The 26512-nt window shown below is 65.5% G+C and carries 27 protein-coding genes and 1 pseudogene; 11 read left to right on the top strand and 17 right to left on the bottom strand.

The window, feature by feature from the left end; translation table 11 throughout:
* Positions 1 to 228 precede the first annotated feature (228 nt).
* Positions 229 to 369, top strand: coding sequence for a hypothetical protein (locus ABZ293_RS23130; protein WP_355183668.1), 141 nt, complete (start codon positions 229 to 231; stop codon positions 367 to 369).
* 127 nt (positions 370 to 496) lie between these two features.
* Here the strand turns inward: ABZ293_RS23130 and ABZ293_RS23125 are convergent, their stop codons facing one another.
* The gene (locus ABZ293_RS23125) at positions 497 to 1999 is read right to left on the bottom strand and encodes a catalase (protein WP_355183666.1); all 1503 of its coding nucleotides are present in this window, start codon (positions 1997 to 1999) and stop codon (positions 497 to 499) included.
* 10 nt (positions 2000 to 2009) lie between these two features.
* On the bottom strand, positions 2010 to 2435 hold the full coding sequence (locus ABZ293_RS23120; RefSeq protein WP_355183664.1) for a Fur family transcriptional regulator: 426 nt from the start codon (positions 2433 to 2435) through the stop codon (positions 2010 to 2012).
* Positions 2436 to 2985: 550 nt separating this feature from the next.
* On the opposite strand from ABZ293_RS23120, the gene ABZ293_RS23115 reads away from it, so the two are divergent.
* Together ABZ293_RS23115 and ABZ293_RS23110 are read left to right on the top strand one after the other, a co-directional pair.
* Positions 2986 to 4230 carry an APC family permease gene (locus ABZ293_RS23115; RefSeq protein WP_355183663.1) on the top strand — a complete coding sequence of 415 codons (1245 nt, stop codon included), beginning with the start codon at positions 2986 to 2988 and terminating at the stop codon, positions 4228 to 4230.
* Between the two features lie 508 nt (positions 4231 to 4738).
* Positions 4739 to 6088, top strand: coding sequence for a serine hydrolase (locus ABZ293_RS23110; protein WP_355183661.1), 1350 nt, complete (start codon positions 4739 to 4741; stop codon positions 6086 to 6088).
* Positions 6089 to 6301: 213 nt separating this feature from the next.
* Here ABZ293_RS23110 and ABZ293_RS23105 read toward each other — a convergent pair whose 3' ends face one another.
* Together ABZ293_RS23105 and ABZ293_RS23100 are read right to left on the bottom strand one after the other, a co-directional pair.
* On the bottom strand, positions 6302 to 7213 hold the full coding sequence (locus tag ABZ293_RS23105) for an aminotransferase class IV (RefSeq protein ID WP_355183659.1): 912 nt from the start codon (positions 7211 to 7213) through the stop codon (positions 6302 to 6304).
* Positions 7214 to 7655: 442 nt separating this feature from the next.
* Complete coding sequence (locus tag ABZ293_RS23100; protein WP_355183657.1) at positions 7656 to 8075, bottom strand: nuclear transport factor 2 family protein; 420 nt, start codon at positions 8073 to 8075, stop codon at positions 7656 to 7658.
* 172 nt (positions 8076 to 8247) lie between these two features.
* On the opposite strand from ABZ293_RS23100, the gene ABZ293_RS23095 reads away from it, so the two are divergent.
* Positions 8248 to 8835 carry a helix-turn-helix domain-containing protein gene (locus ABZ293_RS23095; protein ID WP_355183655.1) on the top strand — a complete coding sequence of 196 codons (588 nt, stop codon included), beginning with the start codon at positions 8248 to 8250 and terminating at the stop codon, positions 8833 to 8835.
* Positions 8836 to 8935: 100 nt separating this feature from the next.
* On the opposite strand, the gene ABZ293_RS23090 is transcribed toward ABZ293_RS23095, so the two are convergent.
* Positions 8936 to 9049 (bottom strand): DUF397 domain-containing protein, encoded by a 114-nt coding sequence (locus tag ABZ293_RS23090; RefSeq protein ID WP_355183716.1) that lies wholly within the window; start codon positions 9047 to 9049, stop codon positions 8936 to 8938.
* A gap of 149 nt (positions 9050 to 9198) precedes the next feature.
* Here ABZ293_RS23090 and ABZ293_RS23085 point away from each other — a divergent pair, with 149 nt between their 5' ends.
* Positions 9199 to 9843 (top strand): class I SAM-dependent methyltransferase, encoded by a 645-nt coding sequence (locus ABZ293_RS23085; RefSeq protein ID WP_355183653.1) that lies wholly within the window; start codon positions 9199 to 9201, stop codon positions 9841 to 9843.
* A gap of 385 nt (positions 9844 to 10228) precedes the next feature.
* Here the strand turns inward: ABZ293_RS23085 and ABZ293_RS23080 are convergent, their stop codons facing one another.
* The 3 genes from ABZ293_RS23080 to ABZ293_RS23070 form a co-directional block, all read right to left on the bottom strand.
* Entirely contained in the window at positions 10229 to 11263 is a 1035-nt protein-coding gene (locus ABZ293_RS23080; protein ID WP_355183651.1) for an aspartate-semialdehyde dehydrogenase, read from the bottom strand.
* 78 nt (positions 11264 to 11341) lie between these two features.
* A complete protein-coding gene (locus ABZ293_RS23075; protein ID WP_355183649.1) occupies positions 11342 to 12607 on the bottom strand; it encodes an aspartate kinase in 1266 nt (421 codons plus the stop codon).
* 65 nt (positions 12608 to 12672) lie between these two features.
* On the bottom strand, positions 12673 to 12834 hold the full coding sequence (locus ABZ293_RS23070; protein ID WP_355183647.1) for a hypothetical protein: 162 nt from the start codon (positions 12832 to 12834) through the stop codon (positions 12673 to 12675).
* A gap of 145 nt (positions 12835 to 12979) precedes the next feature.
* On the opposite strand from ABZ293_RS23070, the gene ABZ293_RS23065 reads away from it, so the two are divergent.
* Complete coding sequence (locus ABZ293_RS23065) at positions 12980 to 13387, top strand: YjbQ family protein (RefSeq protein WP_355183714.1); 408 nt, start codon at positions 12980 to 12982, stop codon at positions 13385 to 13387.
* 29 nt (positions 13388 to 13416) lie between these two features.
* Here the strand turns inward: ABZ293_RS23065 and ABZ293_RS23060 are convergent.
* From ABZ293_RS23060 to ABZ293_RS23050, 3 genes and pseudogenes are all read right to left on the bottom strand, one after another.
* A pseudogene (locus tag ABZ293_RS23060) lies at positions 13417 to 13584 on the bottom strand (LuxR C-terminal-related transcriptional regulator); the annotation flags it as partial.
* A 101-nt stretch (positions 13585 to 13685) separates the two neighbouring features.
* Positions 13686 to 14261 (bottom strand): dihydrofolate reductase family protein, encoded by a 576-nt coding sequence (locus ABZ293_RS23055; RefSeq protein ID WP_355183645.1) that lies wholly within the window; start codon positions 14259 to 14261, stop codon positions 13686 to 13688.
* A 29-nt stretch (positions 14262 to 14290) separates the two neighbouring features.
* Complete coding sequence (locus tag ABZ293_RS23050) at positions 14291 to 14866, bottom strand: dihydrofolate reductase family protein (protein ID WP_355183643.1); 576 nt, start codon at positions 14864 to 14866, stop codon at positions 14291 to 14293.
* 59 nt (positions 14867 to 14925) lie between these two features.
* Here ABZ293_RS23050 and ABZ293_RS23045 point away from each other — a divergent pair, with 59 nt between their 5' ends.
* The 4 genes from ABZ293_RS23045 to ABZ293_RS23030 all read left to right on the top strand — a co-directional run bounded on the left by ABZ293_RS23045 (position 14926) and on the right by ABZ293_RS23030 (position 17874).
* Entirely contained in the window at positions 14926 to 15519 is a 594-nt protein-coding gene (locus ABZ293_RS23045) for a TetR family transcriptional regulator (protein WP_355183641.1), read from the top strand.
* Positions 15520 to 15578: 59 nt separating this feature from the next.
* A complete protein-coding gene (locus ABZ293_RS23040; protein WP_354954598.1) occupies positions 15579 to 15767 on the top strand; it encodes a DUF1918 domain-containing protein in 189 nt (62 codons plus the stop codon).
* Between the two features lie 372 nt (positions 15768 to 16139).
* Entirely contained in the window at positions 16140 to 16598 is a 459-nt protein-coding gene (locus tag ABZ293_RS23035; RefSeq protein WP_355183639.1) for an SRPBCC family protein, read from the top strand.
* A 64-nt stretch (positions 16599 to 16662) separates the two neighbouring features.
* The gene (locus ABZ293_RS23030) at positions 16663 to 17874 is read left to right on the top strand and encodes a low temperature requirement protein A (protein ID WP_355183637.1); all 1212 of its coding nucleotides are present in this window, start codon (positions 16663 to 16665) and stop codon (positions 17872 to 17874) included.
* On the opposite strand, the gene ABZ293_RS23025 is transcribed toward ABZ293_RS23030, so the two are convergent.
* The 4 genes from ABZ293_RS23025 to ABZ293_RS23010 form a co-directional block, all read right to left on the bottom strand.
* Positions 17852 to 18700, bottom strand: a complete 849-nt coding sequence (locus ABZ293_RS23025) for an ion transporter (protein WP_355183635.1) — start codon at positions 18698 to 18700, stop codon at positions 17852 to 17854. The genes ABZ293_RS23030 and ABZ293_RS23025 overlap by 23 nt on opposite strands.
* A gap of 57 nt (positions 18701 to 18757) precedes the next feature.
* Positions 18758 to 20380 (bottom strand): GMC oxidoreductase, encoded by a 1623-nt coding sequence (locus tag ABZ293_RS23020; protein WP_355183633.1) that lies wholly within the window; start codon positions 20378 to 20380, stop codon positions 18758 to 18760.
* A 162-nt stretch (positions 20381 to 20542) separates the two neighbouring features.
* Positions 20543 to 22117 carry an alpha/beta hydrolase gene (locus tag ABZ293_RS23015; protein ID WP_355183631.1) on the bottom strand — a complete coding sequence of 525 codons (1575 nt, stop codon included), beginning with the start codon at positions 22115 to 22117 and terminating at the stop codon, positions 20543 to 20545.
* A 194-nt stretch (positions 22118 to 22311) separates the two neighbouring features.
* Positions 22312 to 23079, bottom strand: coding sequence for a sulfite exporter TauE/SafE family protein (locus ABZ293_RS23010; protein WP_355183629.1), 768 nt, complete (start codon positions 23077 to 23079; stop codon positions 22312 to 22314).
* Positions 23080 to 23363: 284 nt separating this feature from the next.
* On the opposite strand from ABZ293_RS23010, the gene leuA reads away from it, so the two are divergent.
* The gene (gene leuA / locus ABZ293_RS23005; protein ID WP_355183627.1) at positions 23364 to 25157 is read left to right on the top strand and encodes a 2-isopropylmalate synthase; all 1794 of its coding nucleotides are present in this window, start codon (positions 23364 to 23366) and stop codon (positions 25155 to 25157) included.
* Positions 25158 to 25294: 137 nt separating this feature from the next.
* Here the strand turns inward: leuA and ABZ293_RS23000 are convergent, their stop codons facing one another.
* Positions 25295 to 26038: an SDR family NAD(P)-dependent oxidoreductase gene (locus ABZ293_RS23000; protein WP_355183625.1), complete on the bottom strand. Its 744-nt coding sequence runs from the start codon at positions 26036 to 26038 to the stop codon at positions 25295 to 25297.
* 121 nt (positions 26039 to 26159) lie between these two features.
* Positions 26160 to 26297 (bottom strand): hypothetical protein, encoded by a 138-nt coding sequence (locus ABZ293_RS22995; RefSeq protein ID WP_355183623.1) that lies wholly within the window; start codon positions 26295 to 26297, stop codon positions 26160 to 26162.
* Positions 26298 to 26512: the final 215 nt, after the last annotated feature.

Raw genomic sequence — 26512 nt, 5'->3', positions numbered from 1 at the left:
GCCCCGATAAAGCTCCAGCCGGGCCGGTCACCCCTCGTGGACCGACCCGGCTGGCGCTACCCCCGTGACGCGACCTGTTACCCCTCGTGAACAGATCGAGCCCGGTTCCCCACCCCCGGTGGTGGCTTAGTACCGCCGGTGTTGACACAAACAATGCCGCCGCGGGCTTGTTGGGCACTTAAGAAGACCTTGCAGATGAAAAACCGCAGGTAGAGACACCACTTATCGGTGATCACGACAAGTTTGCAGCACGTCGGCGTGAATCGGCGGATGATGGGAAATGAGGGCACCAAGGAGATTGGAGCGGTGATGGAGACCCTGGTTGTCTGGGTGCTGGCCTGCCTGCTTTATTGGTGGGGCCTGTTGTAGTTCCGAAGCTCGGGGCCCGTCGAATCCTGCCCCCATATAACGAAACAGCTCCGCCTCCGACTGAAATGGTCAGGGGCGGAGCTGTTTTCGGAACGCTCGTCAGCGAGCGCGCATCGGCTCGGCTGGGTCAGCCCTCGAGTCCGGCGCGGACACCTTCCTCGACGCGCTTGCCGAGATCCTGGTCCACGTTCTTCCAGTACTCGAAGACACGGGACAGTACGGGCTCGCGCACGCCGCCGAGCACATGCCCAACGATATTGCCCACCAGGCGATCCCGTTGATCGTCGTCGAGAACCTCACGCACCAGCGTGCCCGCCTGGGTGAAGTCGCCGTCCTCGGCGTGCTCGAAATACCCCGCCCGTACAGCGCTCACCCACCCCGTCGGCTCCGCCGACTGCCGTCCCCCAGCGGTCGGGTCGAACTCCCAGATGCCGCCATCGGGCGCCTGCTCGGGGTCGGCGTGCGGGCCGCCGAACGAATTCGGTGCGTAGACGGGCACATTCGCGTCGTTGTAGTCGTAGCGCATCGCACCCTCCTTGGAGTAGGAGTTCACCTCCGCGGCCCTGGCCCGGTTCGGCGGCAGCTGCGCGTAATTGGTGCCGATGCGGTAGCGGTGCGCGTCCGCGTAGGCGAATACCCGGCCGAGCAGCATCTTGTCGGGTGAGAAGCCGATGCCGGGAACGACATTCGAGGGTTCGAAGGCGGCCTGCTCGATATCGACGAAGTAGTTGGCCGGATTGCGGTTCAGCGTCCACTTGCCGACCTCGATCAGCGGGTAGTCCCGATGCGACCACACTTTCGTCAGATCGAACGGGTTGAATCGGTAGCCCTCGGCCTCGTCGACCGGCATCACCTGCACATACAGCGTCCAGCTCGGGAACTCACCGCGCTCGATGGCCGTGTAAAGATCGCGGCGGTGGTAGTCGCCGTCGGCACCGGCGAGGCGGTCGGCCTCGGCCTGGGTCAGGTAGTCGATGCCCTGATCGGTCTTGAAGTGGTATTTCACCCAGAAGCGCGCACCGTCGGCATTGATCCACTGGTAGGTGTGCGAACCGTAGCCGTTCATGTGCCGATAGGTCTTCGGGATGCCGCGGTCACCCATCAGCCAGGTCACCTGGTGGGCCGTTTCCGGACGCAGGGTCCAGAAGTCCCACTGCATGTTGTTATCGCGGAGTCCGCTGCCGGGCAGGCGCTTCTGCGAACGGATGAAGTCGGGGAATTTGATCGGATCCTTGATGAAGAAGATCGGGGTGTTATTGCCGACGAGGTCGTAGTTGCCGTCCTCGGTGTAGAACTTCACCGCGAAACCGCGCGGATCACGCCAGGTGTCCGGGCTGCCCTGCTCGCCAGCGACGGTGGAGAACCGGACCAGCGATTCGGTTCGCGCACCCGGCTGGAACAGCTTGGCCTTGGTGTAGCGGCTGACATCGTTGGTGACAACCAGCTCGCCGAAGGCGCCGGCACCCTTGGCGTGCACGATGCGCTCGGGTACCCGCTCCCGGTTGAACTGGGCCAACTTCTCGATCAGGTAGTGGTCGTGCAGCAGGATCGGGCCCTGTGTGCCCGCGGTGAGCGATTCGTTATCGCTCTGGACCGGCGTTCCGGCATTTGTGGTTGTCGGCTTGGTCATGGCAGCCTCCTCAGCTCGTACGGCAATTCGGGCACAGTCCCCAGAAGACGACCTCTGCCTCGTCGATGACGAACCCGTTGGCGTCCTCGGGTTCCAGGCAGGGGGCACTGCCCACGACACAGTCGATATCCACGACCGTGCCGCAGCTTCGGCACACCAGATGGTGATGGTTGTCTCCGGTCCGGGTCTCATAGCGCGCGGGCGAACCGGCTGGCTCGATGCGCCGCAGGATTCCGGCGTGCACGCAGGCCCGGAGCACGTCGTAGACGGCCTGCGTGGATACCGATCCCAATTTCGCTCGGACGGCAGCGGCCACTCGATCGGCATCCGAATGTGGTCGAGCCGCGACCGCATTCAGCACCGCGACCCGCGCGGCCGTGACCCGCAGACCAGCCGCGCGCAGCTGGGCCTGTGGATCGGTGGCGTTGGTGTGCATGGAACCGATAATGACCCGCTTTCTTGAGTAAGTCAAGAAAGCGATCTTCTAAAGATTAGCGGGCAGACGGCCCATCGCACGCATTTCGGCGCACACCCGATCCGCCAGCGGAACGCCGATGCTCTCATCGGAAAACCGCTGGCGCGCCTCCTCGAAATCGCCCGCATTGCGATGGACATGCCCGAGTCCCCACAGCGACCGGACCTCGGACCCGAACCGCGGCCCGCGGTTGGGTTGACCCGGGCGAGCGCAGGTCCCACGCCGACCACGCATTGTGATCCAGTTCACATTCGGTCACGCGGAATAAGTCGGGATGGTGGGTGGTTGATCAGCACTGTCGGCGTCCGGACAGCCCCGGGCCTCACCCCATTTGTCGCTTCGAGCGACCACTCGCCGAGAGGCGCTTGTGGGACGTCGGCACCGGAGTCGTGACGCTGGCGTGGCGTCCGGAGACTCAGCGCCGCCAGGTAACCGCAGGTTCCTGGCGGCGTTTTGCATTTCCCGGGCGGCCCGATTCGTGGTTCGCGGTGGTGTGACCGATGATGCAGCCATGGCAACGCACGGCGATGCGCTCCAGCGCAGGCTCGGGCTCACCGATTCGGTGATCATCGGGCTCGGATCGATGGTCGGCGCTGGCATCTTCGCGGCGCTCGCCCCCGCAGCCGCTGCGGCGGGCGACTGGGTACTGCTCGCATTGGCGGTTGCCGCGCTGCTCGCGTACTGCAACGCGACGTCCTCGGCGCGGCTGGCGGCGTTATATCCGGTGTCGGGCGGCACCTATGTGTACGGACGCGAGCGCCTGGGTGCGTTCTGGGGATATCTGGCCGGGTGGGGGTTCGTCGCGGGCAAGACGGCCTCATGTGCGGCGATGGCGCTGACGATCGGCAGCTACGCGTGGCCGGAACATTCGCGGGTCGTCGCGGTCGTGGCGGTGGCTGCGGTCACCGCGATCAACTACACCGGGGTGCAGAAATCGGCGCTGGCCACGAGGATCATCGTGGCGGCGGTGCTGGCCGTGCTCGCGCTGGTGGTCGGGGTGGGATTGTTCGGAAGTCATTCCGACGCAACGGATCTGCCGGACCGGATCGGGCCGCGCGGGGTGTTGGAGGCGGCGGGCTTGCTGTTCTTCGCCTTCGCGGGATATGCCCGCATCGCCACCCTCGGCGAGGAGGTGCGCGATCCGCGGCGCACGATTCCGCGGGCCATCATGATCGCGCTCGGGCTCGCACTCGCGGTATATGCGCTGGTCGCGGTGGCGGTGCTCGAGGCACTCGGATCCGCAGGTCTCGCGCATGCTATCGACCCGCTGGCCAGGGTCGTCTCGGCTGCGGGGGTACCGGGCTCGGCACCGGTTGTCCGGGTCGGCGCGGTGCTCGCGGCGGCCGGATCGCTGCTCGCACTGATTCTCGGGGTCTCGCGCACAGTGCTGGCAATGGCGCGCGACCGCCATCTGCCGGACGCGCTGGCCGCGGTGCATCCCCGCTTCGGCGTCCCGCATCGGGCGGAATTGGCGGTCGGTGTGGTAGTTGCGGTCGTGGCCGGAACCTTCGATCTGCGTGCGGCCATCGGCTTTTCATCGTTCACGGTGCTCGTGTACTACCTGATCGCCAATGTCTCGGCCGCGACATTGACCGCCGCCGAAAATCGTCCGGCACGCTGGGTGCCGATTGCCGGTGCGGCCGGATGCGTGATCGTCGGGCTGTCGCTACCCGTCGGCTCCGTACTGGCCGGGCTCGCGGTCCTCGCCGTTGGCGGCTGTTGGTACGCCGCACGTAGTCGGTTCGCGCGCAGTTGAATTGCCGTGTGACAGCCGCCCGGTGTCACACGGCATGACCGCTGACCGCGGCAGGAATCCGGCTCCGACGGAACACGGCAATCGCCATTCGAAACCGGCCGTGCGCCGGGATGTGACTCGGTGATGGCGACACCCGAGACGCGACTCGCCCCACGCCGTTCGCGGCACCTGCATGTGACAGCAGCCGATCTTGCGCAGCGCCACCCCGGGGCATCGAGATCCACGGCATCTGGCGCCGGTATCGCAACCACACGACCGCTGAAGGGCGAGCAAGGGCGCGAATCCGGCGCGGCCGGACGGGCAATCACCGTTCGGGCCAGCACCCGTCACAGACATCGGCGGCGGTGTCACCTGAGACGCCACTAGGCCCGCGCCATTCACGGCACATGGTTGCAACAGCACCCGGCGCCGCTCGGTATGACCGCCGAAGGCGAGCGTCGGGAATGCGGTGGGGCCATATCCGCCTGTTGTGCAGTGTGGCGGGGATCAGCGCGATAGCCTCATGCGCATGGGGCGCATCTACGGATTCCTGGCCGGAATTGCGGCAGTATCGCTGGTGGCGGGGGTTGTTTTCGCGGGCGGGGCGCAGGCGGAGACGGGTTCTCAGGTGACGTGCGGGGTGTCGTCCGGGCGGGAGTTGGAGCGGGCGGCGCCGGAGCAGGTCGGGTTGGATTCGGAGCTGCTGGCGCAGGCAATGGCGTTCGTGGCTGGGCGCAATCGGTTGAATGTGCAAGTTTTCCGGCACAATTGCCTGGTCGGCGAGGGGTCGACGAATGAGCAGACCGGGAATGTTGCCTGGAATATCTGGAGCGCCACCAAGAGCATTATTTCGCTGCTCGCCGGAATCGCATGGGATCAGGGCAAACTGGATATCGATGCGCCGATCGGCCGGTATCTGCCGCCGGGGCTCGGTGATGCGGAGCACCGGTCGATCAGGGTGGAGGATCTGCTCACCGAGACCTCCGGAATGAAGGTGGGTGTGCTCACCGAGGGCGCCACCGGCGTGATTCCGGTCGATCCGAATAGTGCCGTGCAGGCGCTCGGGGTGCCGCTGGACAATCCGCCGGGTGCAGTATTCAGCTACAGCCAGCGCAATGTCGACCTGCTCTCCTACGTCATCGAGTTGGCCGTCGGTGAGCCGTTGCAGCAGTTCGCCCAGCGTGAGCTTTTCGATCCGCTCGGCATCGAACGCGGGGATTACTACTGGGCGCGCGATCGTGCCGGGCACACCTACGGATACGCCCATCTGATGATCCCGCCGAACGATTTCGCCAAACTCGGTCTGCTGGTGAGCAATAACGGACGCTGGGGCGCACAGCAACTCGTCTCCCAGGCGTATCTGCGCAAAGCACACCAGCCGTCGCGCACCAACAAGTGCTACGGCTATCTGTTCTGGGTCGGGCCGGGATGTGCGGAGACCCCCGGCTTCCTGCCCGCCGATGTGTACATGATGGCCGGACTCGGCATGCAGAACGTCTTCGTCGTGCCGAGTCTGGATTTGACGGTGATGTGGACCGGCGTCTTCGGAAATGTCAGCAGCGAGGGCATTTTGGGGAGCGTGCAGGACACCGCGGAATTGCCGCACGAATTCTTCCGCCGGTTGTTCGCGGCGTTCCAGGACAATCGGGTGCCCGATCCGGGTCCCTATGTGGAGCCGCCGCTGGTCCTGGATCCGAACCGATTCGTGGATACGAATATCCTGCTCGCGGTCTTCGGCGTCGGACCGGCCGCGTATCCGGGCTGCGACGTCTTCAGCTGCCTGAACTATCCACTGTCGCCACCGTTCGCGGATACCGCACCCGGATGTGTCATTCAGGTCTGCCTGGGTCCGGATCCGCGCACGCCGGGGATCCGCTGAATCACACGCACTGCGATGCCGTCCGCCGAGCGTTTGCGTGGTCCGCAGCCGAAGCAGGTCAATGGCAGGCCGCGCTCTCGACCATCCACTGGCCCGAAACCACCGCGCCACCGTTATCGCACGCAGGCTTTCGTCCCACACATACCGTGACTACCTCGCACACGATAGAACTCCGTAGAGCTTATGCGAGGTAGTCACGGCTTATGCGGGAAGTCACAGGGGGGTGAGCCAGGCGTGGTGGGTGTCGGTGCGGAGGGCGGCGTTGTGGCGTTTGCGGAGGGTTTGGGTGAGGGGGCCGGGGTGGCCGTTGGCGATGAGGCGGCCGTCGACTTCGGTGACGGGGGAGGTTCCGGAGGAGGTGCCGGTGACGAAGACTTCATCGGCGATGTAGAGCTCGGTGAGGTCGATGGTGCGCTCGACGACCGGGATGCCGTCCTCGGCGGCGAGGGTGAGGATGGTGCGGCGGTTGATGCCGTCGAGGATGTCACAGGACACATCCGGGGTGATCAGGGTGCCGTTGCGGACGAGGAAGATATTGGCGGCACTGAGTTCACAGACGTGGCCGTTGCCGTCGAGGAAGATGCAGTCGTCATAACCACTGTCGATGGCATCCTGTTTGGCAAGCACGGAATTGACGTACGCACCATTGACTTTCGCCCGTGAGGGAATCGCATTGTCCGGAATGCGCCGCCACGGACTGGATTTCAGGCGCATACCGTTCTGGGGCACGATCGGCACCGCCCCGTAGACGAAAATGCTCACCTGAATCGCGCATCCACGGACCCGGGTGCCAGGAATCGATTCGACGACATGCACTGTCGCGCGGACGAATACATCCTCGGTCGGCGCATTGGCGGCGATCAGATCGATGACCGCGGCGCGGAATCTGGCGAAATCCCATTCGGCGGCGAACCGGTCGATGCCGATGATCTTGCAGGATTCCTCGAGTCGCCGGAAATGGTCGTCGAGTCGAAATGCGGTGCGTGCCGATCCGTCCACATGCACTGGGAACACGGTGTACACACTCAGGCCGTACAGCACTGCCGACGATGCCACACCGACCGACGCCGCCTGCGCGTCAACGATCCGGTCCCCGAAGTACACCTGTGGATAAGGATTCGCCATCGGCGCAGGCTAGCAGTCGGAACCCGGGCGGTGCGACGGTATTTTCGGACCCCCGGGCGCCAGTACCCCGTCCAGACAAATCGCTGCACTGCCCACTTCGGCTGCTAGCCGAGCGTAGTCATGTGGCGTCAAATAGGGCCTGAGTGACCACCATTCGACTACCTTCGACCGCCCCCTGGACCAAGGGGGCGATACGGCAGGAGCTACCTGGACGCGGCACTGGCCGGTACACGAACTGGGCGAGGCACGCCTGTATCCGGGCGGCCACGAGACAGTTCGACCTTGCCGTCCTGGATGCCGGGGAATGCGTATGGGGATCACCCGGGCGCTGATCACTAATCGACACGGCGGGCGAACCACGCCGCATCCATGTGGCCACAAAACAGTCTGACCTCACCCCCTGGACGCCGGGGGATACGCTTACGAATCACACAGGCGCTGATCACTTCTCCACAAGACGGGCGAACCGCGCGGTATCCATGTAGTCGCGGAACAGCGTGACCTTGCCGTCGCGCACGCGAATCACATTGACGGAGGTGCGAACCCGCGCCCGTTCGGCGCCGGGCATCGTCATATCCACCTCGTTCTCCACGAAAACCACCTCGGGATCGGCTGTTTCGTACACCTGTGGATAGATCCCGTGCACCTCGATAGCCGAAATTCCGGACCAGCGCTGCGCGAGATGCGCCCGGATCTCCTCGCGCCCGACCAGCCGGTTAGGCATTCCGGGTATGACGAAGGGGATCTCGAAGACCGCATCCGGTGCCATCAACTCGACGAATGCGTCGGCATCACGGGCAGGCAACTCGCGGAAGATCCGTTCGACCAGCTCACGCGGGCTTTCCACCGAAGTCTCGACCATGAAAACACCTTCTTCAGTTAAGCGGAACGTTTACCCCGTTTATGATCCGGAACGACCGCCCCGCTTGTCAATGGTTTCGGTAAACTCGTCCCTCGTGACCGGGCGCAGCAACAGAACCCAAGACACCACACCACCGGTCGCAGCGGAATCGAGCGCCAGCGAGGTGCGAGCTGTGACCGATCGCGAGGAATCACGCCCGTTGCGCGCCGACGCACGCCGCAATCGCGACCGGGTACTCGCCGCGGCGCAGGCGGCATTCGCCGAGGAAGGCATTTCGGTGCCGCTGGATGAAATCGCCCGCCGCGCTGGCGTCGGCGCGGGCACCGTCTATCGCCACTTCCCCACCAAGGAAGCCCTCTTCCAGGCCGCGATCGTGGACCGCGTGGAGCGCATGATCACCCACGCCCGCGACCTGTCCACCGCCCCCGACCCCGGCCGCGCCTTCTTCGCTTTCCTCGACAGCATGGTCACCGAGGGCGGCGTCAAACGCGACCTCGCCGACGCCGTCGGCGGCCACGACTCCCCCGGCTACCTCGGTCCGGTCCACGACCTGAACGCCGCCATCAGCGAACTACTCACCCGCGCACAACAATCCGGTGCCGTACGACCCGATATGGACATCACCGACCTGATGCGCCTCCTGAAAGGCGCCTTCCTGGCCGCCCACGAAACCGGCGCCACAAAGGAACAACGCCACCGCACCTTCACCATCGTCTTCGACGGAATGCGCCCCCACCCCCAATCCCACCTGGACAGGTGATCACCATGCTCTGATGCAGGCAAACATCGAGAAGGCCCTGCATCAGCGCATTCTCGAGGGATCTGGGGGTCGTTGTGGGTGATGTGGGGTGATCGATCGGTTACGCGAGCGGTGAGGGTGTTCCATTCGGTGGGGTGAAGATCAGTGCTGGGGCGGTGGGATTTTTGGAGTCGTGCACTCCGAATAGTCGGCCGTTCGGGTGTGTAACCTCCACGCATTCCTGGTCGGATGTGCTGCGGCTGGACTTGGACCAGTGTGCCTTGGACAGATCGATGCTCACGACGAACTCTGCGGTGAGTGGACAGCCACATTTCGATGCGTTGATGCCGACGGATTCGCCTCGGGTGATGGAGTATGTCGGGCATGGGCAGCGACCAGCACGAACATTGGGATCAGACCTACCGATCCCATCCCGGCATGTACGGCGAACAGCCCTCCGAAGCGGCCGTCCACGCCGGCGACGTTTTCCGCGCCGCCGGGGTCCACGATGTTCTGGAACTGGGTGCCGGGCACGGACGCGATGCGCTCTACCTGGCCCGATCCGGGTTTCAGGTCACCGCTACCGATTTCAGCACGGTCGGGTTGACCCAACTACAGGCCGCCGCCGAAACCACCGGCGTCAGCACCCGGGTGCAGGCGATCGAACACGATGCGCGCGAACCGATCCCCTTGCCCGACAACACATTCGACGGCGTATTCGCCCACATGCTGCTGTGCATGAACCTATCGACCGAGGACATCCTCGCGCTGACCGCCGAAATCCGCCGAGTCCTGCGACCGGGAGGAACCTTCGTCTACACCGTCCGCCACGTCGGCGACGCACACTACGGCAACGGCATCGCATACGGGGACGACACCTACGAGCACGGTGGATTCGCCGTCCATTTCTTCACCCGGGCCCTGGTCGACCAGGTCGCCGAAGGATGGCACCTGACCCAGATCCACTCCTTTGCGGAAGGCGAATTGCCCCGGCGCCTGTGGCGCATCACCCAAACCCTGCCAACGTAGCGGAGAGCCTCATCGACAGCCCTGGGTCGATCGAGTCCAGATCGGATCACATCCAGCGGCTCGGCCGACATCTCGTCGCGCGACCGGTGCGCCGAAGTCCGCACCCGACAGCAGGACTCGATGTTCATGATCCGGCAATGTCATTCGCGGTGCACGCCACCATGAACTGCTCGGTACAGCAGAGTACGCAAGCGATCGAAGAAGGCGAACTGCCCGGCGCCTGTGGCGCATCACCCAAACCCTGCCAACGTAACCCGCACGGCGAGCCTCATCGACCCTATGGGCTGCCTGGTACGGCACCGTATAAGCGTTGCGATCTTCGGAGCGCCGAATACCGAACGGGCCGTTCGGATCTCGCGATCGGAACGGCCCGCACGGTCAGCGGTCAGCGCTGGGCCAACAGGACTTCGGCGATTTGAATGGTGTTGAGGGCGGCACCCTTCCGGAGGTTGTCACCCGAGATGAACAGCGCGAGGCCGCGGCCATCGGGGACGCCCGGATCCCGGCGGATGCGGCCGACGAGCGAGTCGTCCTTGCCTGCGGCGGCCAAGGGGGTGGGCACATCGGTGAGCTGGACACCGGGGGCCTTGGCGAGGATTTCCTTGGCACGCTCGACCGAAATCGGTTCGGCGAATTCGGCATTCACCGACAGCGAGTGGCCGGTGAAGACCGGGACGCGCACGCAGGTGCCGCTGACCAGCAGGTCGGGCAGGCCGAGGATCTTGCGGCTCTCATTGCGCAGCTTCTGGTCTTCGTCGGTTTCGAAGGAACCGTCGTCGACCAGCGAACCGGCGAGCGGGATCACATCGAAGGCGATCGGCGCGACGTACTTGTTCGGGGCCGGGAACTGCACCGCACTGCCGTCGTGCACGAGCTTTTCGGCATCGTCGACCACGGCGCGCACCTGCGAGACCAGCTCCTCGACACCGGCCAGACCGCTGCCGGAGACCGCCTGGTAGCTCGAAATGATGAGGCGTTGCAGTCCGGCCACGTCGTGCAGCGGCTTGAGCACCGGCATCGCGGCCATGGTGGTGCAGTTCGGATTGGCGATGATGCCCTTGACCAGATTGCGGGTCTGCTCCGGATTCACCTCGCTGACGACCAGCGGGACCTCGGGATCCTTACGCCAAGCCGACGAGTTATCGATCACGGTGACACCGGCCGCCGCGAAGCGCGGGGCCTGCACCCGGGACATGGTGGCGCCCGCGGAGAACAGCGCGATATCCAGGCCGGTGGGATCGGCGGTCTCGGTGTCCTCGACCACGATTTCGCCGCCGCGCCACGGCAGGGTCTTACCCGCCGAGCGGGCCGAGGCGAAGAAACGCACCTCATCGGCCGGGAAGTTGCGCTCCTCCAGCAGTTTTCGCATGACGGCGCCGACCTGTCCGGTCGCGCCGACGACTCCTACCCGTACGCCCATCACTGTGTCCCTTTCGACTCGACCTGGAGCGCTGCGTGGTTGCGCCGCGCTGCCGCCTCCGCGCTCGACCCGGTCAAGTCAGCGTCCTGTTCCCGCGTGGACGACGGCGACCTCGTCGCCGCCCAGATCGAAGGCCTTGTGCAGCACCTGCACGGCCTCGTCCAGTTCGGTGTCCTTGACCAGCACCGAGATCCGGATCTCGGAGGTGGAGATGAGATCGATGTTCACACCCGCATGCGCCAGCGCCTCACAGAAGGTGGCGGTGACGCCCGGATGGCTCTTCATACCCGCGCCGACCAGCGAGACCTTGCCGATGTGGTCGTCGTAGAGCACCTGCGAGAAACCGATCTCGTCCTGACGCTTGGTCAGCATCTCCACCGCACGCGCGCCCTCGGTCTTGGGCAGGGTGAAGGTGATATCGGTCTTGCCCGTCTCGATCTTGGAGATGTTCTGCAGGACCATATCGATATTGATCTCCGCGTCGGCGATCGCGCGGAACACCTTGGCGGCGTAGCCCGGTTCATCCGGCAGCCCGACCACGGTCACCTTGGCCTCGCTGCGGTCGTGCGCGACGCCCGTGAGGATTGCTTGCTCCAAGGGGATGTCCTCCATCGATCCATAGACGTAGGTGCCGGGCTTGTCGGTATACGACGAGCGCACATGCACCGGAACGTTGTAGCGGCGCGCGTATTCCACGCAGCGCAGCATGAGTACCTTCGCGCCGCACGCCGCGAGCTCGAGCATCTCCTCATAGGAGACCTGCTCCAGCTGCTGGGCGTCGGGCACGATCCGCGGGTCGGCGGTGAAGACGCCGTCCACATCCGTATAGATCTCACAAACGTCGGCGTGCAGCGCCGCGGCCAGCGCGACCGCGGTGGTGTCGGAACCGCCGCGGCCCAACGTGGTGACATCGCGGCTGTCCTGGCTCACGCCCTGGAATCCGGCGACCAGCACGACCAGCCCTTGGTCCAGCGCGGCGCGGACCCGGCCGGGGGTGACGTCGATGATCTTGGCGTTACCGTGCGATCCGGTGGTGATCACACCCGCCTGCGAGCCGGTGAACGAGCGGGCCTCGGCACCGAGCGAGTGAATGGCCATGGCGACCAGCGCGTTGGAGATGCGCTCGCCGGAGGTGAGCAACATATCCATTTCGCGGGCGGGCGGCGCTGGCGCCACCTGCTGGGCCAGATCGAGCAGTTCGTCGGTGGTATCGCCCATGGCCGAGCAGACGACCACCACATCGTGGCCCTGCTTCTTCGTTTCGACGATCCGTTCAGCGACGCGCCGGATGCGCTCGGCGGTTGCTACCGAGGATCCTCCGTACTTCTGAACCACGAGAGCCACGACAGGGTCCTCCAAGATCGACAAACAGCTGCTAACAGCTCCCCAGAGTACCGGCCGAGGTCTATCTAATTTGCTGGTACCTCCCGGCCCGGCAGCGTCGAGGGGGCCTGACGCGAGTCGATCTTGATGCCGATCGCTGCCATGAGCGGGTGCGTTTTCGTGTTCTGGAACGCGGCGATCAGCCACTCGCCGCGCTGGCCGACGACAACCGTCGCCTGCACGTTCATGGCACAGCGGGTGCGGCGCTGCCGGGGCTCGAGCACCGCATGTGTTCCAGCGGCTGCACGAGACCGCGGTGCGCGTCACGGCCCTGCTGCGCGACACCGAATCCGGATAGCTCCACCGCCAGATCCGAGGAGGACGATGGACGCCATGAAGAGCACGGTGATCGAGGTGACCACGGGACGATCCGAGGTCGTATACGACCTCACCCCGCAGTGTGCGTCATTTGCGCGGGAGGCGGGCGCGGACGGACTCCTGCACATCTTCGTTCCGCACGCCACGGCCGGAATCGCCATCATGGAACTCGGTGCGCGCAGCGATGACGATCTACTCGCCGCACTGCGCGACCTGCTGCCCGCCGATGATCGCTGGCGGCATGCGCACGGCTCGCGCGGGCACGGACGCGCACATGTGATGCCCGCGCTGATCCCGCCCTACGCCACCGTTCCGGTCATCGGCGGTGCGCTGACATTGGGCACTTGGCAGTCGATCGCGCTGGTCGATCTGAATGTCGACAATCCGGATCGGGAAGTGCGCCTGTCGTTTCTGCGCGGCTGACCGGAGCCAGCGCCGGGTGCGAGCCAGGCGAGTTCGGTGCGATCGGCGATCCCGAGCTCGGCGTAGACATGGGCCAGATGCGTTTCGACGGTGCCGCGGCTGATGAACATGGCGATCTGCGGATCGGTCAGGCCGGAGACCGCATGATCGTCGGAAGGCCGCTGCTGCCAACGCCCTTCGCGCCGACACCAGACCATCGCATCGGCGGGCCGTCCGGAATCGAGTGCCCGCAGGGCGTGCACCCGCTCCCAGCCGGGGACGAACGGCGCTGTCTCCGCACCGTCGACGAGCCGACGCCTCAGGCCCTGGTCAGCCAGGTGACCTGGGTGCCGTTGCCGAGCTCGGTGCGCTCGGTCGGCGCGAACAGCGTCGGATCGAATTCACCTGCGAAAGCCGGGGTTCCGCTACCGGCGACCACCGGATAGCTCTTGATGACGAGTTCATCGATCTCGCCGAGCAGTTGCGCGGCGAGTTTGCCACCACCCGCCAGCCAGATGTCCATGCCGTCCTCCTGCTTCAGGCGACGAACCAGACCGACGGGATCGCTGTCGACGAGCTCCACCGGCGGGTCGTCGATGCGGCCGAGGGAGCTCGACACGATGTACTGCCGCATATGGGCGTACGGACTGGTCAGGCCGACGGCCAGGCCCGGGGCGTAGGTGCCCCGGCCCATGACCAAGGTGTCGAACTTCTGGTTCGGAGCATCGACCGCCAGCCCGATATGCGGGCGCACATGGGTGGGCAGCGTCTCCGGGTACTCGGCTTTCAGCCAGTCCCACATGTCATCACCGACCGGATAGAAGCTGACGTCATCGCCGGGACCCGCGATGTAGCCGTCGAGGGACATGCCGACGAAGTAGACGAGTTTTCGCATACCGATACCTCTTTCGTGCCGCTGGATGGTCAGGCCCGGGAGAACCAGGTGACCTGGGCGCCATTGCCGAATTCCCGGCGCTGGGTGGGTGTGAACAGGGTGGGGTCGAATGCGCCCGAGAAGGCGGAGATGCCGCCACCCGCGACGACCGGATAGCTCTTGATGATCATCTCGTCGAGCTCGCCGAGCAGCGCCCCGGCCAGCTTGCCGCCGCCGCACAGCCAGATATCGCCGCCCTCTTCGGTTTTCAACCGCCGCACCAGAGCGACCGGATCGCTCGCGACCACCTCGACCTTCGGATCGTCGATCGGTCCGAGGGTGCTCGAGATGACGTACTGCTGCATATGCGCATATGGGCTGGTGACGCCCTCCGACAGCGCGGGTTCATAGCTCGCCCGTCCCATCAGGACGGTGTCGAAGCGCGCGGCCGGTTCGTCCACCGCTCTCCCGAAGTGCGGTCGCGCGGGACTCGGCACGAAGTCCGGATACCGCTCGTTGATCCAGGTCGTCATCTCGGCGTCCATTGGATAGAAGTCGTACTCCCCCGCCGGACCCGCGATGTAGCCGTCGAGCGATACGGCCACGTAGTAAACAAGCTTTCGCATATCAAAACCGCCTGATCCGTTGTACTCTGTATGTAGTGATTTGAAATGTAGTACTACGGATGGAGTGGTGTCAAGTGGTCCGGACGAATCCCGAGCGACGGCAGGCGCTGCTCGACGCGGCGCTCGAGGTACTGGCCAAGGAGGGAGCGCGCGGGCTCACCTTCCGGGCGGTGGACAAGGAGGCCGCGGTGCCCGCGGGTACGGCGTCGAACTACTTCGCCAGCCGCGACGACCTGCTCACCCAGGCCGGCGGCCGCTTCTATGAGCGCTTGGCGCCGAGCGCGGCGACCATGGCCGAACTCACCACCGGCCCGAAGACGCGTGCGCATATCACCGACTTGATGCGGGAGCTGGTCGGCCGCATCGAGGCGTTCCGCACCGGCTACCTGGCCATGCTCGAGCTGCGCCTGGAGGCGACCCGGCGACCGGAGCTGCGCGCGGTCATGACCGAGGCGGTGCGCGCAGATCTGGAATTCAACGTGCGCAACCACCTCGATGCCGGAATGCCCGGCGACGAGAAGTCGGTGATTCTGCTCTATCTGGCGCTGAATTGGCTGATCGTGGACCGGCTCACGCTGCCGGGGATCTTCACCGAGGAGCACAGCCAGGAGCTGATCGAAGCGGCGGTCGACCGACTCATCGGAAGCGAGTGAAACGCCGCGTTATGCGGCAGCCCTTGTGATGCACGTCACTGCCATTCGATAATGGGGCCATGATGGCGAATGTCGGAGACCGGCTCCTCGTGCATGGACACGTTGTGGGACAGGGCGATCGCCATGGCGAAATCGTCGAAGTCCGGGGGCCCGAGGGAGCACCGCCCTACGTGGTGCGATTCGACGACGGGCATGAATCGCTCGTCTACCCGGGCCCGGACGCGATTATCGAACCCGCAATGCCCTGAGCCGCGAAGCCCGAGGGCCCGCTAGCGGCGGGCCCGTTCTTTGCTGCGCGGCCACGCCCGGCCCGGAAATCCCGCGATCGACACCCGGCCGGCCGTCGCGATCACCGACGGCCGGATGCCGGTCCGGCTTTCCGGCCGGGCGGACGAATACCCCGGCCGGTCCGACGGCAAGTCCACTGGACCCCACGATTTCGCCGTTTGATCGAATTTGAATCGGAAAACGTTCTGGCAGTTCATAATCGATCGTGATCACCCCGAGATATGCAGCGGGAACCGCCCCATGTGGTCCCGAGCACCGGACGCTCGGTTGACTTGCGAATGTGTCGCTGGGCACAATTTGCCGATGTAGTTGGGTGGGGGCGGAGGTATGGAATGCGTACAAAGACCGATATCCGTTTCGTCGTCGACGCCGATCCCGAGCAGGTAATGGATGCATTGGCCGCGGTAGAGATGCTCCCGGAGTGGTCGACCTCCTACACCGACGCACGAGTCGCGAGCCGCGACGTCGAGCTACGCCCGCGCCGGGTATTCGTCAAAGCGGAGCTGATGGGCAGTTCGGATCTACAGGTGCTGGAGTACGAATGGACCGATATCCGGTCCTCCTGGGAGGTCACCGACAGCACGCGCGGCGTCAAGGGCGGTGGCTGGTTCGAGGTCACCGCGGGCGCGGACGGCACCGACGTCTGGTACCACGTGGAGCTCTACGTCCCGATCCCCATTCCGGGCATGCTGGTGAGCCGGACCATGCGCCGCTCGAACGAGACCATCGTGCAGAACTTCATCGAGTTCGCCGAGGGCTTCACCGAGAACGAGAACTTCCAAGCCGTGTAGCCGAGCTCCTTCGAGCAACCGGCAAACGGTGCACCGGTCGTATTCGGATGCGACTATGTGCACCATGATCGGTTCCAAACGGGCGCGACTTCTGCCAACGGCCGAGGACGCGTCGGTCACCCAGCTCGAGTTGTTCTTCGACCTCGTGCTCGTCTTCGCCTTCACCATGGTCACCGACCTCGCCGCACACGACACCAGCGCCAAGAACATGTTGCGCGCCGGGCTGGTACTCGCCGTCATGTGGTGGCTGTGGATCGCCTACTCCTGGCTCGGCAATGTGATACGCGCGGATGAGGGCATCGCCCGAGTCGCCATGTTCGTCGCGATGGGCGGCGGCTTCCTGGCCGCGCTCACCATTCCCGAGGCATTCCGCGATCTGTCCGGCGGATGGTTCGGGCCGCTGGTCTTTGCGATCGCGTATCTGATCGTGCGCCTGGTGCATCTGGGCATGTTCCTGCTGGCCAGCGCCGAGGATTCGCAACTGCGCAACCAGGTTCTGAAGTGGAGCCTGGGTTCGATCACCATCGGCACGTCCCTGCTCGTCATCGCCGCCATGACCACCGGAACCGTGCAGATCGTGCTGTGGATCGCGGCGATCGCCGGAGATATGGGCTGGACCCTGCTGGCGGGCGAGGACTGGCGAGTGAATTCGCCGAGCCACTTCTCCGAGCGCTACGGACTGATCATCATTGTGGCGCTCGGCGAATCGATCGTCTCGATCGGCATCGGCGTTGCCGGACTGCCGATTTCGTGGCCGATCGCGGTCGGATCGATGCTGGGGCTGGCGGTATCGGGTCTGCTGTGGTGGGCGTATTTCGATGTGGCAGCACTGTCGGTGGAGCACGAGTTGCGGCGGGCCGAGGGTGAACGACAGATCAAGATCGCCCGAAACTGCTACACGTTCTGGCATTTCCCGATGATCGCCGGAATCATCCTGCTCTCGCTCGGGCTGAAGAAGGTGCTCTACTACGTCGGCGACGAATCGGCGCACACCTTGCACGACGCGCTCTACGGCATCCCGCTGTTCTCGCTGTACGGCGGTGTGGCGCTGTATCTGATCGCGCTGGTCGGATTCAAGCACTACGCGACCCGCAATGTCACGGTGCCGCGACTGGTGGCCGCGGTGGTGCTGCTCGCGCTGATCCCAGCGGCCTGCGCGCTGCCCGCACTGGGCGCACTGGCGCTACTGTGCGGTGTGCTGGTGCTGCTGATCGTTTGGGAGACAATGCGTTACGCACAGCCGCGTGATGAGATCAGGCACGCGACACACGGCTGAGCTGGTGCCGCACGCTCGCTTCGGACGGCGTCGGGCCGTGGTTGGACGGCTCGACGCGCACCCCGGCGTGCACCGCGTCCCGGATCTGATCCACGTTCTCGCGGATCACGTCCGAGACCAGTTCGTCGGTGCGCGGATCGGCGAGCACCTGGAAGACGATGCGAAATGTGGTGTCGGCAATGAGCCGGATGATCTCGTCGTGGAACGGGATGTAGCGGACCCGGCCGGCCTGCGGATCGTTCTTGATGAGTTCGAGGATCATCTCGTCCATTTCGGCGCGGTTCTCCTCCAGCGCCGCGGCGATATTGCGAGTGTAGTGGCCCGCGCGCAGCACCTGCGCGACCTCGTCGAGTATGGCGATGGTCATGGGGCGCTTGATGACATCGACGATGGTCGTCACGAAGCGGTTCACCACCGCGGCGGTCACCCGCTCACCGAGCGCCCGATCGGCCACCCGGCCGACGCGGACCGCGATCGCCACTATCCGCAGTAACCGGAACCCTCGGAAGAACGGGCTGGTCACCGGGATCATGCCGAGCACTTCGTACCAGTAGATGAACGGGAACGTCCACGACCAGCCCGCACGCCGCCAGCGCCACAGGAATTCGGCGGCGAAGATCGCGCATACCGAATAGTCGATGACCACGATCACCCGGTAGGTGTGCGCGGTGACGTCGAAGAAGGTGACCCAGGTGACCAGCGCGACCGAGACGATGGCCAGCGCCAACATCACCAGATCCGACCACAGCGCGGGTGGTTTGCGCGGAAAGTCCAGCTTCGGCGCTTCATCGAGGCCGTACCGGGTCGGCCTGGTTGGAGTTGCCACGTGAGGATCCCTTCGACGCCGAACGGTCCCGCCGACAGTAATACGCGCCGCGCCGGGCTACTTCCCAGCGCGGATGATCGCCTCGATATTGCGCTCGGCCAGCGCGGCAATGGTGAGCGACGGATTCACCGTGCCGGTGCTCCCGGGAATGGCCGCACCGTCCATCACGTACAGGCCGGGATGGCCGTGTACGCGGCCATTGCCGTCGGTGGCCCGGCCGAGCACCGCACCACCCAGCGGATGCGCGGTGAACAGGCTGTTCGCGTCGTAGCCGAGGGCACCGTATTCGACAAGGGCATTGGCGCGTTCGGCGATCCGGTGATCGACCGCGCGGGCGGCCGCCACGATATCGTCACGGTTCTTGGTCGACCAGGACAATCCGACCGCATTGCGGGCGCGGTCGTAGCCGAAGCGCGCGCGGGCCGGATCGAGCACCATGCCCAGTGAGGCGAGCGCACCGGTCTCGAACGGAATGCCCGGGATATACCAACTTTCGAGGGTGAGCGGCACCGCGGATTCGTCCAGGATCCGGCTCACGCTCGGCACGCCCTGACCGAAGCCGGCGAGCTGGCTGGCGCCGCGGGCCAGCACCACATCACCGTTGGTGCCCCAGCCGTCGCCGATGTGCTCGTTGAGGTTCGGCAGTGCGCCGGTGGCCTGGGCCCGGACCAGCAGTTCCGAGGTTCCGACCGAACCGGCGCCGAGGAAAAGGCGGTCGCAGGTGAGAGTGCGGGTGCCGATCACCTCGCCGGTCGGCGCAAGTTTGGTGACGGTCACCGCGTAGCGGCCCCCGGATTCTTGCGCGATGGAGTCGACGCGGTGGCCCGGATAGATGGCGGAATTGCCGGTGTCCTGGGCATAGCGCAGGTAGTTCTGGTTGAGGTCGAACTTCGCGCCATTGGAGTTGCCCAGATTGCTGCGCGCCACCGTCGCGGAAGGCCTTGTGGTGCCAGCGATTTCGCCGCGCACAATATCCCAGTTGAAGATCGAGTCATTGGCGAGCGGCTGGTAGCCCGCCTTGCGCACCTGCTCGTCCCAGGCCCGGGAATGCGCGAACGGCGATGCCGCGTAGAGGTCGCCGGGAATCGGGCTGAGCCGCAACATCTCCCGCACGCGCGGGTAATAGACGCTGTCCATTTCGCCGTAGTCGACGGTGCCGCCGAAGACGTGGTCGAAGAAGCGGCGCTCGGGCGCGACCATCGCACCGGAGAAGATCACCGAGCCGCCACCGACCGCGGCCGCCCGCCATACGTCGATGCCCGGGTACTGGGTGCAGTCGAGCACTCCGCCGAAGCTGGCGAAATGCATCGGCACCTTGGTGACGCCGGTGAAGTTGGTGCGATGCCAGAAGCCGCGGCCGTCGGGCAGATCGTCACCGGTGAAGATCTCCCGCCACGGGTCATTGGGCCAGCGCGAACCGCGCTCCAGCACGGTATTGGCGATACCGGCCTCGGCCAGGCGCAGCGCGGCGACCGCGGCGCCGAAGCCGGAGCCGATCACGATCGCGGGCGAATGCGCGGGCGGATCGGGAAGTGGCGCAAAGATTTCCGGCACCCACATGCGGAAGAGGTTGTCCCACATGGGATCTACCGCACCGGATGGGCCCGTACCCATTGCAGCACCCGCGACACCCAACATCGCGGCCGCACCTGCTGCCTTGAAAAAGGCACGTCTGTGCACCCGGCCACCTCCCTCGTCACGCATGGCCGAGCGCAGACTACCGGGATTCCGGTGCGCTGAACAGTGCTGGGAATGATCTTGGTCGACCGAGGGGATGCGTGGGCGGCGGCAGCGGTTGTCGAAGTGGCCGTGCGCCCGAAACCGGAAGGCCGCGTGGTTTGTTCAGTCGGCGAAAGGTGCTCTATCCGGCTTGCAGGTCGCACCGGGTGCGGGGAGTTGCAGGTCGACGAGATAGTGCTCCCGGAGACGGCCCGCACAGTCGCCCACCACCTCGTGGCCATAGCCGCCCTCGATGACCACCAGTCTGGCATTGACCAATTCCTGCTGGGCCCGGCGGGCGGCCGTCAGCGGGGTGACCGGATCGAACCGATTGTTGAACAGCAGGGCCGGCTTATCCGAGCGCAGAATCCACGGACCGGTGATGCGCTGCGGATAACCCTTGGCGGATGCGGGCCAGGCTCCGCAGGCCTGGCGCAGATACAGCCACATGGCACCGTAATGCGGTGCGGTATTCGCGAATTCCGCTGCCAGCGTTGGCCATTGCTCGGGTTCGTGACCGAAGTTGTTGTCCGCGCAGCTGATCGCGGTGTAGGCGTCGAGGAAATTGTCGGCGAAACCGCCAGCGGCCAGAATCTGCTGTACCGCGTCGGGATTGCCCGCCGGACCACGCTCGAGTTCGGTGAGCAGCTCGGCCAGCGCGGGCCAGCCCTCCTTCGGGTCGTAGAGCATGGTGGCGTGCGCGGGCAGCACCTCGGTCAGGGTCACCGCGCGGGCGCGCTCACCCGCTCCGACCTCGATCGGGCCCTGACGAAGCCGGTCGAGCACGGCATCGTTGCGGGTGCGCAGTGCGGCGGCGTCGGTCTTGGCCGGGCCCGCGAAGGCGCATCGCGGCTGGCCCGCTTCGGCGCACAGCCGCAGGAATTCGGTGAGCACCTCCTCGGTGCCCGCCGCGGAGTCGGCGATTTGGGCGGACGAATCGTTGGTGTAGGCGTCCGGGTCGATCATCGAACCGAGTTGCAGTGCGCGGACCCGGTCGCCGAAGAGCGCGCCGTAGACCTCGCCCAGATAACTCGCGTAGGACGCGCCCTCATAGGTCATGGTCGCGTCGCCGACCGCGCGGCGCAGCAGATCCAGATCGCGGGCGGCATCGACGGTGGTGAGATGCGGCAGTAGCTCCGGACTGTTCGCGGCGCATCCGGCGGCCAGCGCACGGGCGTTGCGCGCGGCGATGCCCTCCTGTTCGGCAGTGGTCGGCGGCAGCAGGAATTCGGACCAGAACCGGTGCTGCTCTTCGGCATTCGGGAAGCAGCGCACCTGTCCGCTGCGGCCGATGCCGCGCTGGTCGAAGGTGATCACATCGAATCGGCGGGCCACCTCACCGGCGAACAGCTCGCCGTGGCTGGCCCATTTGAAGCCCGAACCGCCGGGGCCGCCGACCGCGGTGAACAGAGTGCCGATGCGCCGGTCCTTTTCGGTGGCAGGCTGTTTGATGATCGCCAGGGCCAGCGTCGGGCCGTTGGGCTGCGCATAGTCGATCGGGACCGCCGCGGTGGCGCACTGATACCTGCTCAACTCGGGTTCGGCGCACTGCGCCCAATCGAGTTTCGGGGTCGGCGCCGCATCGGCCTGTGCGACGAGCTCGGCGATCTGCGATACCGCCTCGCTCTGCCGGGTGCACGCGACCAATGACGGTACCAAGACGACCAGTGCCAACCCGACGATCTTCCACCCACGCATACCGATCATCCTGCGTTGCGGACCCGGTCCACGTCGTCCTCCTTTGGTACCAATCCCGCTCCGCCGCAAGTGCGTCCGCACTAGGGGCGTCGAATCTCGAGTGCCACGTACTTCCTCCACCTCAGGTCGAACTCGCCCGGGTCGACAGGACTATTGCCGCTCGGCCCGCGGACCGACTACCGCGCCGCTCGGTGCTAGGTCATCAGCAATCGGACGACGGCAATGCTGCCCACCACCACGATGACCCCGCGCAGGACATTGGGCGGCATCCGCCTGCCCAACTTCGCGCCCAACTGCCCGCCGATGATCGAGCCGACGGCGATCAGCACCGCCACCCGCCAGTCGACATCGGCGATCAGCGTGAAGATCACCGCGGAGACCGCGTTGACCAACAGTCCGAGCACATTCTTGACGCCGTTCAGCCGCTGGATGTCCTCGTGCACGAACACCCCGAGCAGGCCGATCAGCAGCACACCCTGCGCCGCGCCGAAATAGCCGCCGTAGATGCCGCACGCGAAGATCGCGAGGAACAGGATCAGGCCACCATGTTCGGGTTGCGGACCGGTATCGGCCGCGCGGCGCTGTTTCACCCAGCGCGCCAGCCGCGGCTGAACCACGACCAAGATCAGCGCCACGATGATCAGCGCCGGGACGATGGCCTTGAAGGCCGACGCCGGAAGCGTGAGCAGCAGGATCGCACCGGTGATGCCGCCGAGCAGGGACGCGGTGCCGAGCCGGACCAGCCTGGCGCGCTGTCCGGTGAGTTCGCGGCGGTAGCCGTACGCGCCGCTGATTCCGCCGGGGACCAGCCCGATGGTGTTCGAGACATTCGCCGTGACCGGCGGGATCCCGAAGGCGAGCAGCACCGGGAAGGTGATGAGGGTGCCCGATCCCACGATGGTGTTGATGCCGCCCGCCGCGATACCCGCGCCGAAAACGGCCAGTTGTTCCAACCAAGTCATCTGAACTACCTCTTACGTCCCGTCGGAGCCTGTGGTTGACCTCACCGGGCTCCGTACCGGCGTTCACCAGCCGGTCGGAACGCTAATCGTTACGTCGGATGACCGGACGATGGGGACCGGGCTTTCATCGACGCATTGCCGCACTGTAAACTCGCCGACATCATGCAGCGGGCACTTCTTCTCGGCCGCCGCGACGGGGTCTGATCGGACCGGCTTCCCGTCGCGGGGTTCTGCGGCGCCGGTCGACCCCATAACTGGGATCCACCACACCCTGGAGAAATCGCATGTCCCCCGCTGACGCTTTCGTATCCGGCACGCGCACCATCACACCCCCGTCCAAGCCCGCGCCCGCCGACCAGCCCGCCTGGAACCGACAGCAGAACTCGTCCATGCCGACCTTCCGGTACCGGCCCTTCGCCGAGGAGGTCGAGCCGATCACGCTGCCCGACCGCACCTGGCCGGACAAGATCATCGACCGCGCCCCCGGCTGGTGCGCCGTCGACCTGCGCGATGGCAACCAGGCGCTGATCGATCCGATGAGCCCCGCTCGCAAGCGCCGCATGTTCGACCTGCTGGTGCGGATGGGCTACAAGGAGATCGAGGTCGGCTTCCCGTCGGCCAGCCAGACCGATTTCGACTTCGTCCGCGAGATCATCGAGGACGGGGCCATTCCCGAGGACGTCTCCATCCAGGTGCTGACCCAGTGTCGCGCCGAGCTGATCGAGCGCACCTTCGAGGCGTGCGCCGGTGCGGCCAATGTGATCGTCCACTTCTACAACTCGACCTCGGTGCTGCAGCGGCGTGTGGTGTTCCGCGCGGACCAGGAAGCGGTGAAGAAGATCGCGACCGATGCCGCGACGCTGTGCCTGGAGATCGAAAAGAACTACCCGGACACCAACTGGCGCTACGAGTACAGCCCGGAGTCCTACACCGGCACCGAGCTGGCTTACGCCAAGGAGGTCTGCGACGCGGTCACCGAGATCATCGCGCCGACCCCGGATAAGCCGATGATCATCAACCTGCCCGCGACCGTCGAGATGGCGACCCCGAATGTGTACGCCGATTCGATCGAGTGGATGAGCCGCAACCTGGCCCGCCGCGATTCGATCGTGCTGTCGCTGCACCCACACAATGACCGCGGCACCGCGGTGGCCGCCGCCGAACTGGGCTACCAGGCCGGAGCCGATCGCATCGAGGGCTGTCTGTTCGGCAACGGTGAGCGCACCGGCAATGTGTGCCTGGTGACGCTGGGGATGAATATGTTCTCCCGCGGCGTCGATCCGCAGATCAACTTCTCCGATATCGACGAGATCCGCCGCACCGTCGAATACTGCAACCAGCTGCCGGTGCACGAGCGCCACCCGTACGGCGGCGATCTGGTCTACACCGCGTTCTCCGGATCGCACCAGGACGCGATCAACAAGGGTCTGGACGCGATGAAGGTGGCGGCCGACGCGGCCGATTCGGATGTCGACGACATCGTCTGGGAGGTGCCCTACCTGCCGATCGACCCGAAGGATGTCGGACGCACCTACGAGGCCGTCATCCGGGTCAACTCGCAGTCGGGCAAGGGCGGCGTCGCCTACATCATGAAGACCGACCACGGGCTGGTGCTGCCGCGGCGGCTGCAGATCGAGTTCTCCCAGGCGATCCAGAAGATCACCGACGGTGAGGGCGGCGAGGTCTCGCCCAAGGAGATGTGGGACGTCTTCGCCGAGGAGTACCTGAGCCCGATCCGCCCACTGGAGCGGATGCGCCAGAAGGTCACCGCCTCGGAAACCGACGGCGGCGTCGACTCGATCGCCGCGGTGGTGAAGGTCGACGGCGTGGAGCAGGAGATCACCGGCGCGGGCAATGGCCCGCTCGCCGCCTTCGTCGACGCGATCGCGGCGGTCGGCTTCGATGTGCGGGTGCTGGATTACTCCGAGCACGCGATGTCGGCCGGTGACGACGCGCAGGCCGCGGCGTATGTGGAGTGCGCGGTCGGCGACAAGGTGGTTTGGGGTGTGGGTATCGCCACGTCCATTACGACCGCGTCGCTGCGGGCTGTTGTTTCGGCGGTCAACCGGGCGCACTGAGGCGATCCTGCCGCGCTGAAGCGCTGCTATATCAGCGGCGCGGAACCACTTCCCGAACTCGGCCCGAGCCGCATTTGGTAGGGCTCGGGCCGAATTCCCCCCATGGACCGGTTCACAGTCTCGTGGTTACGAGGTGGTCACCACGCCACAGGTCCGAAGCGGTCGACGAAGATCCCGGTCGGACCATCCGCGTCGATCATCGCAAGTCCGACGATCGAGTCGGTGCCCTCGGTGACCGTCAGCTGACCGGTGTGATTGTTCATATCGGTGGCGGCGAAGGTGTGGTTGGCGACTTCTCCGGGAGTCGCGACATTGAACTTGATCTGCGGCAGAGCCTGGGCGTACCGGACGGTAATCATGTTCAGCGCCGCCTTCGACGAGGTGTAAGCGAGCTCGTGCATTTTCGACACGGGCTGCTCGGGATCGGTGACGACCGCGAAGGAACCGGCGGCGCTGGACACCATCACCACCCGCGGATTGTCCGCCTTCTGCAGCAAGGGCAGGAAGGCATTCGTGACCCTGATCGGTCCGTACACGTTGGTGTCGTAGACGGAGTGAATTTCGTCGACCGTCGCGTCCGCGGGCGCGATGACCTGCCCGGGCGCGCCTGCATTGTTGATCAGCACATCCAGCCGGTCGGTGTGCTCGCGGACGAGCCCGACCGCGTCGGCCACCGACTCGTCCGAGGTCACATCGAGCGGCACCAGGACCACGTTCGCGCCATCGGCGGTCAGCCTCTCGGCCGCCGCTCGCCCTCGGGCTTCGTCACGCGATCCGAGGAAGATCGTCCAACCCTGTTCGCCGAGCCGCCGGGCCGCCTCGAGTCCGAGTCCCTTGTTCGCCCCGGTGATAAGCACCGAGGTCTGTTCCGTATTCGTCATGGCCACAAGACGCCGGGCGGCACTCGGCTGTGACGTCATGTGATCGCCCTCACACCACCGTTCATCCCCAAGCGGATCTCGGATTCGACGCGGGTTCTCGGGTATTCGGCGGCGCGGCAATTCAGATAGCACGACGCCCCAGCCGAGCAGCGAACTTGCCGAGCACCGACACTGCTTGGCGCGACTCCCATGCATGCACCCTGTCACGGGACAATCGCTTGCCGCCGATGATCGCATGGATCTCGATGGGATCGCTCATGACGGTTCCCACCTCTGGCTATTCGGTGATTTCAGCGTGCCGTACGCCGTCGTTGCAGGCGACATGCCAGGGCGGGGGCGACCACCAACCGGGCACGAACCTCGGCTGCCATCCGCCGACGTGGACTCGCTGTGCCGGTCACAGCGTCAGCGAATCAGGCTGCGCTGCTACACATTCACTCTGGAACGGACCAGGACCGGAGCCTCCGGATGCCT

Source organism: Nocardia sp. NPDC005998, assembly GCF_040614395.1.
Lineage (GTDB): Bacteria > Actinomycetota > Actinomycetes > Mycobacteriales > Mycobacteriaceae > Nocardia.
Note: the sequence above shows the minus strand (reverse complement) of the source record. Positions and strands in the feature narration are given on the sequence as shown.

Excerpts from the sequence above, each read along its gene's own strand:
- ABZ293_RS23120 (WP_355183664.1), bottom strand. The coding sequence starts at position 2,435 with ATGCACACCAACGCCACCGATCCACAGGCCCAGCTGCGCGCGGCTGGT.
- ABZ293_RS23040 (WP_354954598.1), top strand. The coding sequence starts at position 15,579 with ATGATGGCGAATGTCGGAGACCGGCTCCTCGTGCATGGACACGTTGTG.
- ABZ293_RS23035 (WP_355183639.1), top strand. The coding sequence starts at position 16,140 with ATGCGTACAAAGACCGATATCCGTTTCGTCGTCGACGCCGATCCCGAG.
- leuA (WP_355183627.1), top strand. The coding sequence starts at position 23,364 with ATGTCCCCCGCTGACGCTTTCGTATCCGGCACGCGCACCATCACACCC.
- ABZ293_RS23070 (WP_355183647.1), bottom strand. The coding sequence starts at position 12,834 with ATGAACGTGCAGGCGACGGTTGTCGTCGGCCAGCGCGGCGAGTGGCTG.
- ABZ293_RS23100 (WP_355183657.1), bottom strand. The coding sequence starts at position 8,075 with ATGGTCGAGACTTCGGTGGAAAGCCCGCGTGAGCTGGTCGAACGGATC.
- ABZ293_RS23050 (WP_355183643.1), bottom strand. The coding sequence starts at position 14,866 with ATGCGAAAGCTTGTTTACTACGTGGCCGTATCGCTCGACGGCTACATC.
- ABZ293_RS23010 (WP_355183629.1), bottom strand. The coding sequence starts at position 23,079 with ATGACTTGGTTGGAACAACTGGCCGTTTTCGGCGCGGGTATCGCGGCG.
- ABZ293_RS23045 (WP_355183641.1), top strand. The coding sequence starts at position 14,926 with ATGGAGTGGTGTCAAGTGGTCCGGACGAATCCCGAGCGACGGCAGGCG.
- ABZ293_RS22995 (WP_355183623.1), bottom strand. The coding sequence starts at position 26,297 with ATGAGCGATCCCATCGAGATCCATGCGATCATCGGCGGCAAGCGATTG.
- ABZ293_RS23055 (WP_355183645.1), bottom strand. The coding sequence starts at position 14,261 with ATGCGAAAACTCGTCTACTTCGTCGGCATGTCCCTCGACGGCTACATC.
- ABZ293_RS23105 (WP_355183659.1), bottom strand. The coding sequence starts at position 7,213 with ATGGCGAATCCTTATCCACAGGTGTACTTCGGGGACCGGATCGTTGAC.
- ABZ293_RS23110 (WP_355183661.1), top strand. The coding sequence starts at position 4,739 with ATGGGGCGCATCTACGGATTCCTGGCCGGAATTGCGGCAGTATCGCTG.
- ABZ293_RS23015 (WP_355183631.1), bottom strand. The coding sequence starts at position 22,117 with ATGCGTGGGTGGAAGATCGTCGGGTTGGCACTGGTCGTCTTGGTACCG.
- ABZ293_RS23125 (WP_355183666.1), bottom strand. The coding sequence starts at position 1,999 with ATGACCAAGCCGACAACCACAAATGCCGGAACGCCGGTCCAGAGCGAT.
- ABZ293_RS23065 (WP_355183714.1), top strand. The coding sequence starts at position 12,980 with ATGAAGAGCACGGTGATCGAGGTGACCACGGGACGATCCGAGGTCGTA.
- ABZ293_RS23000 (WP_355183625.1), bottom strand. The coding sequence starts at position 26,038 with ATGACGAATACGGAACAGACCTCGGTGCTTATCACCGGGGCGAACAAG.
- ABZ293_RS23085 (WP_355183653.1), top strand. The coding sequence starts at position 9,199 with ATGGGCAGCGACCAGCACGAACATTGGGATCAGACCTACCGATCCCAT.
- ABZ293_RS23115 (WP_355183663.1), top strand. The coding sequence starts at position 2,986 with ATGGCAACGCACGGCGATGCGCTCCAGCGCAGGCTCGGGCTCACCGAT.
- ABZ293_RS23030 (WP_355183637.1), top strand. The coding sequence starts at position 16,663 with ATGATCGGTTCCAAACGGGCGCGACTTCTGCCAACGGCCGAGGACGCG.
- ABZ293_RS23080 (WP_355183651.1), bottom strand. The coding sequence starts at position 11,263 with ATGGGCGTACGGGTAGGAGTCGTCGGCGCGACCGGACAGGTCGGCGCC.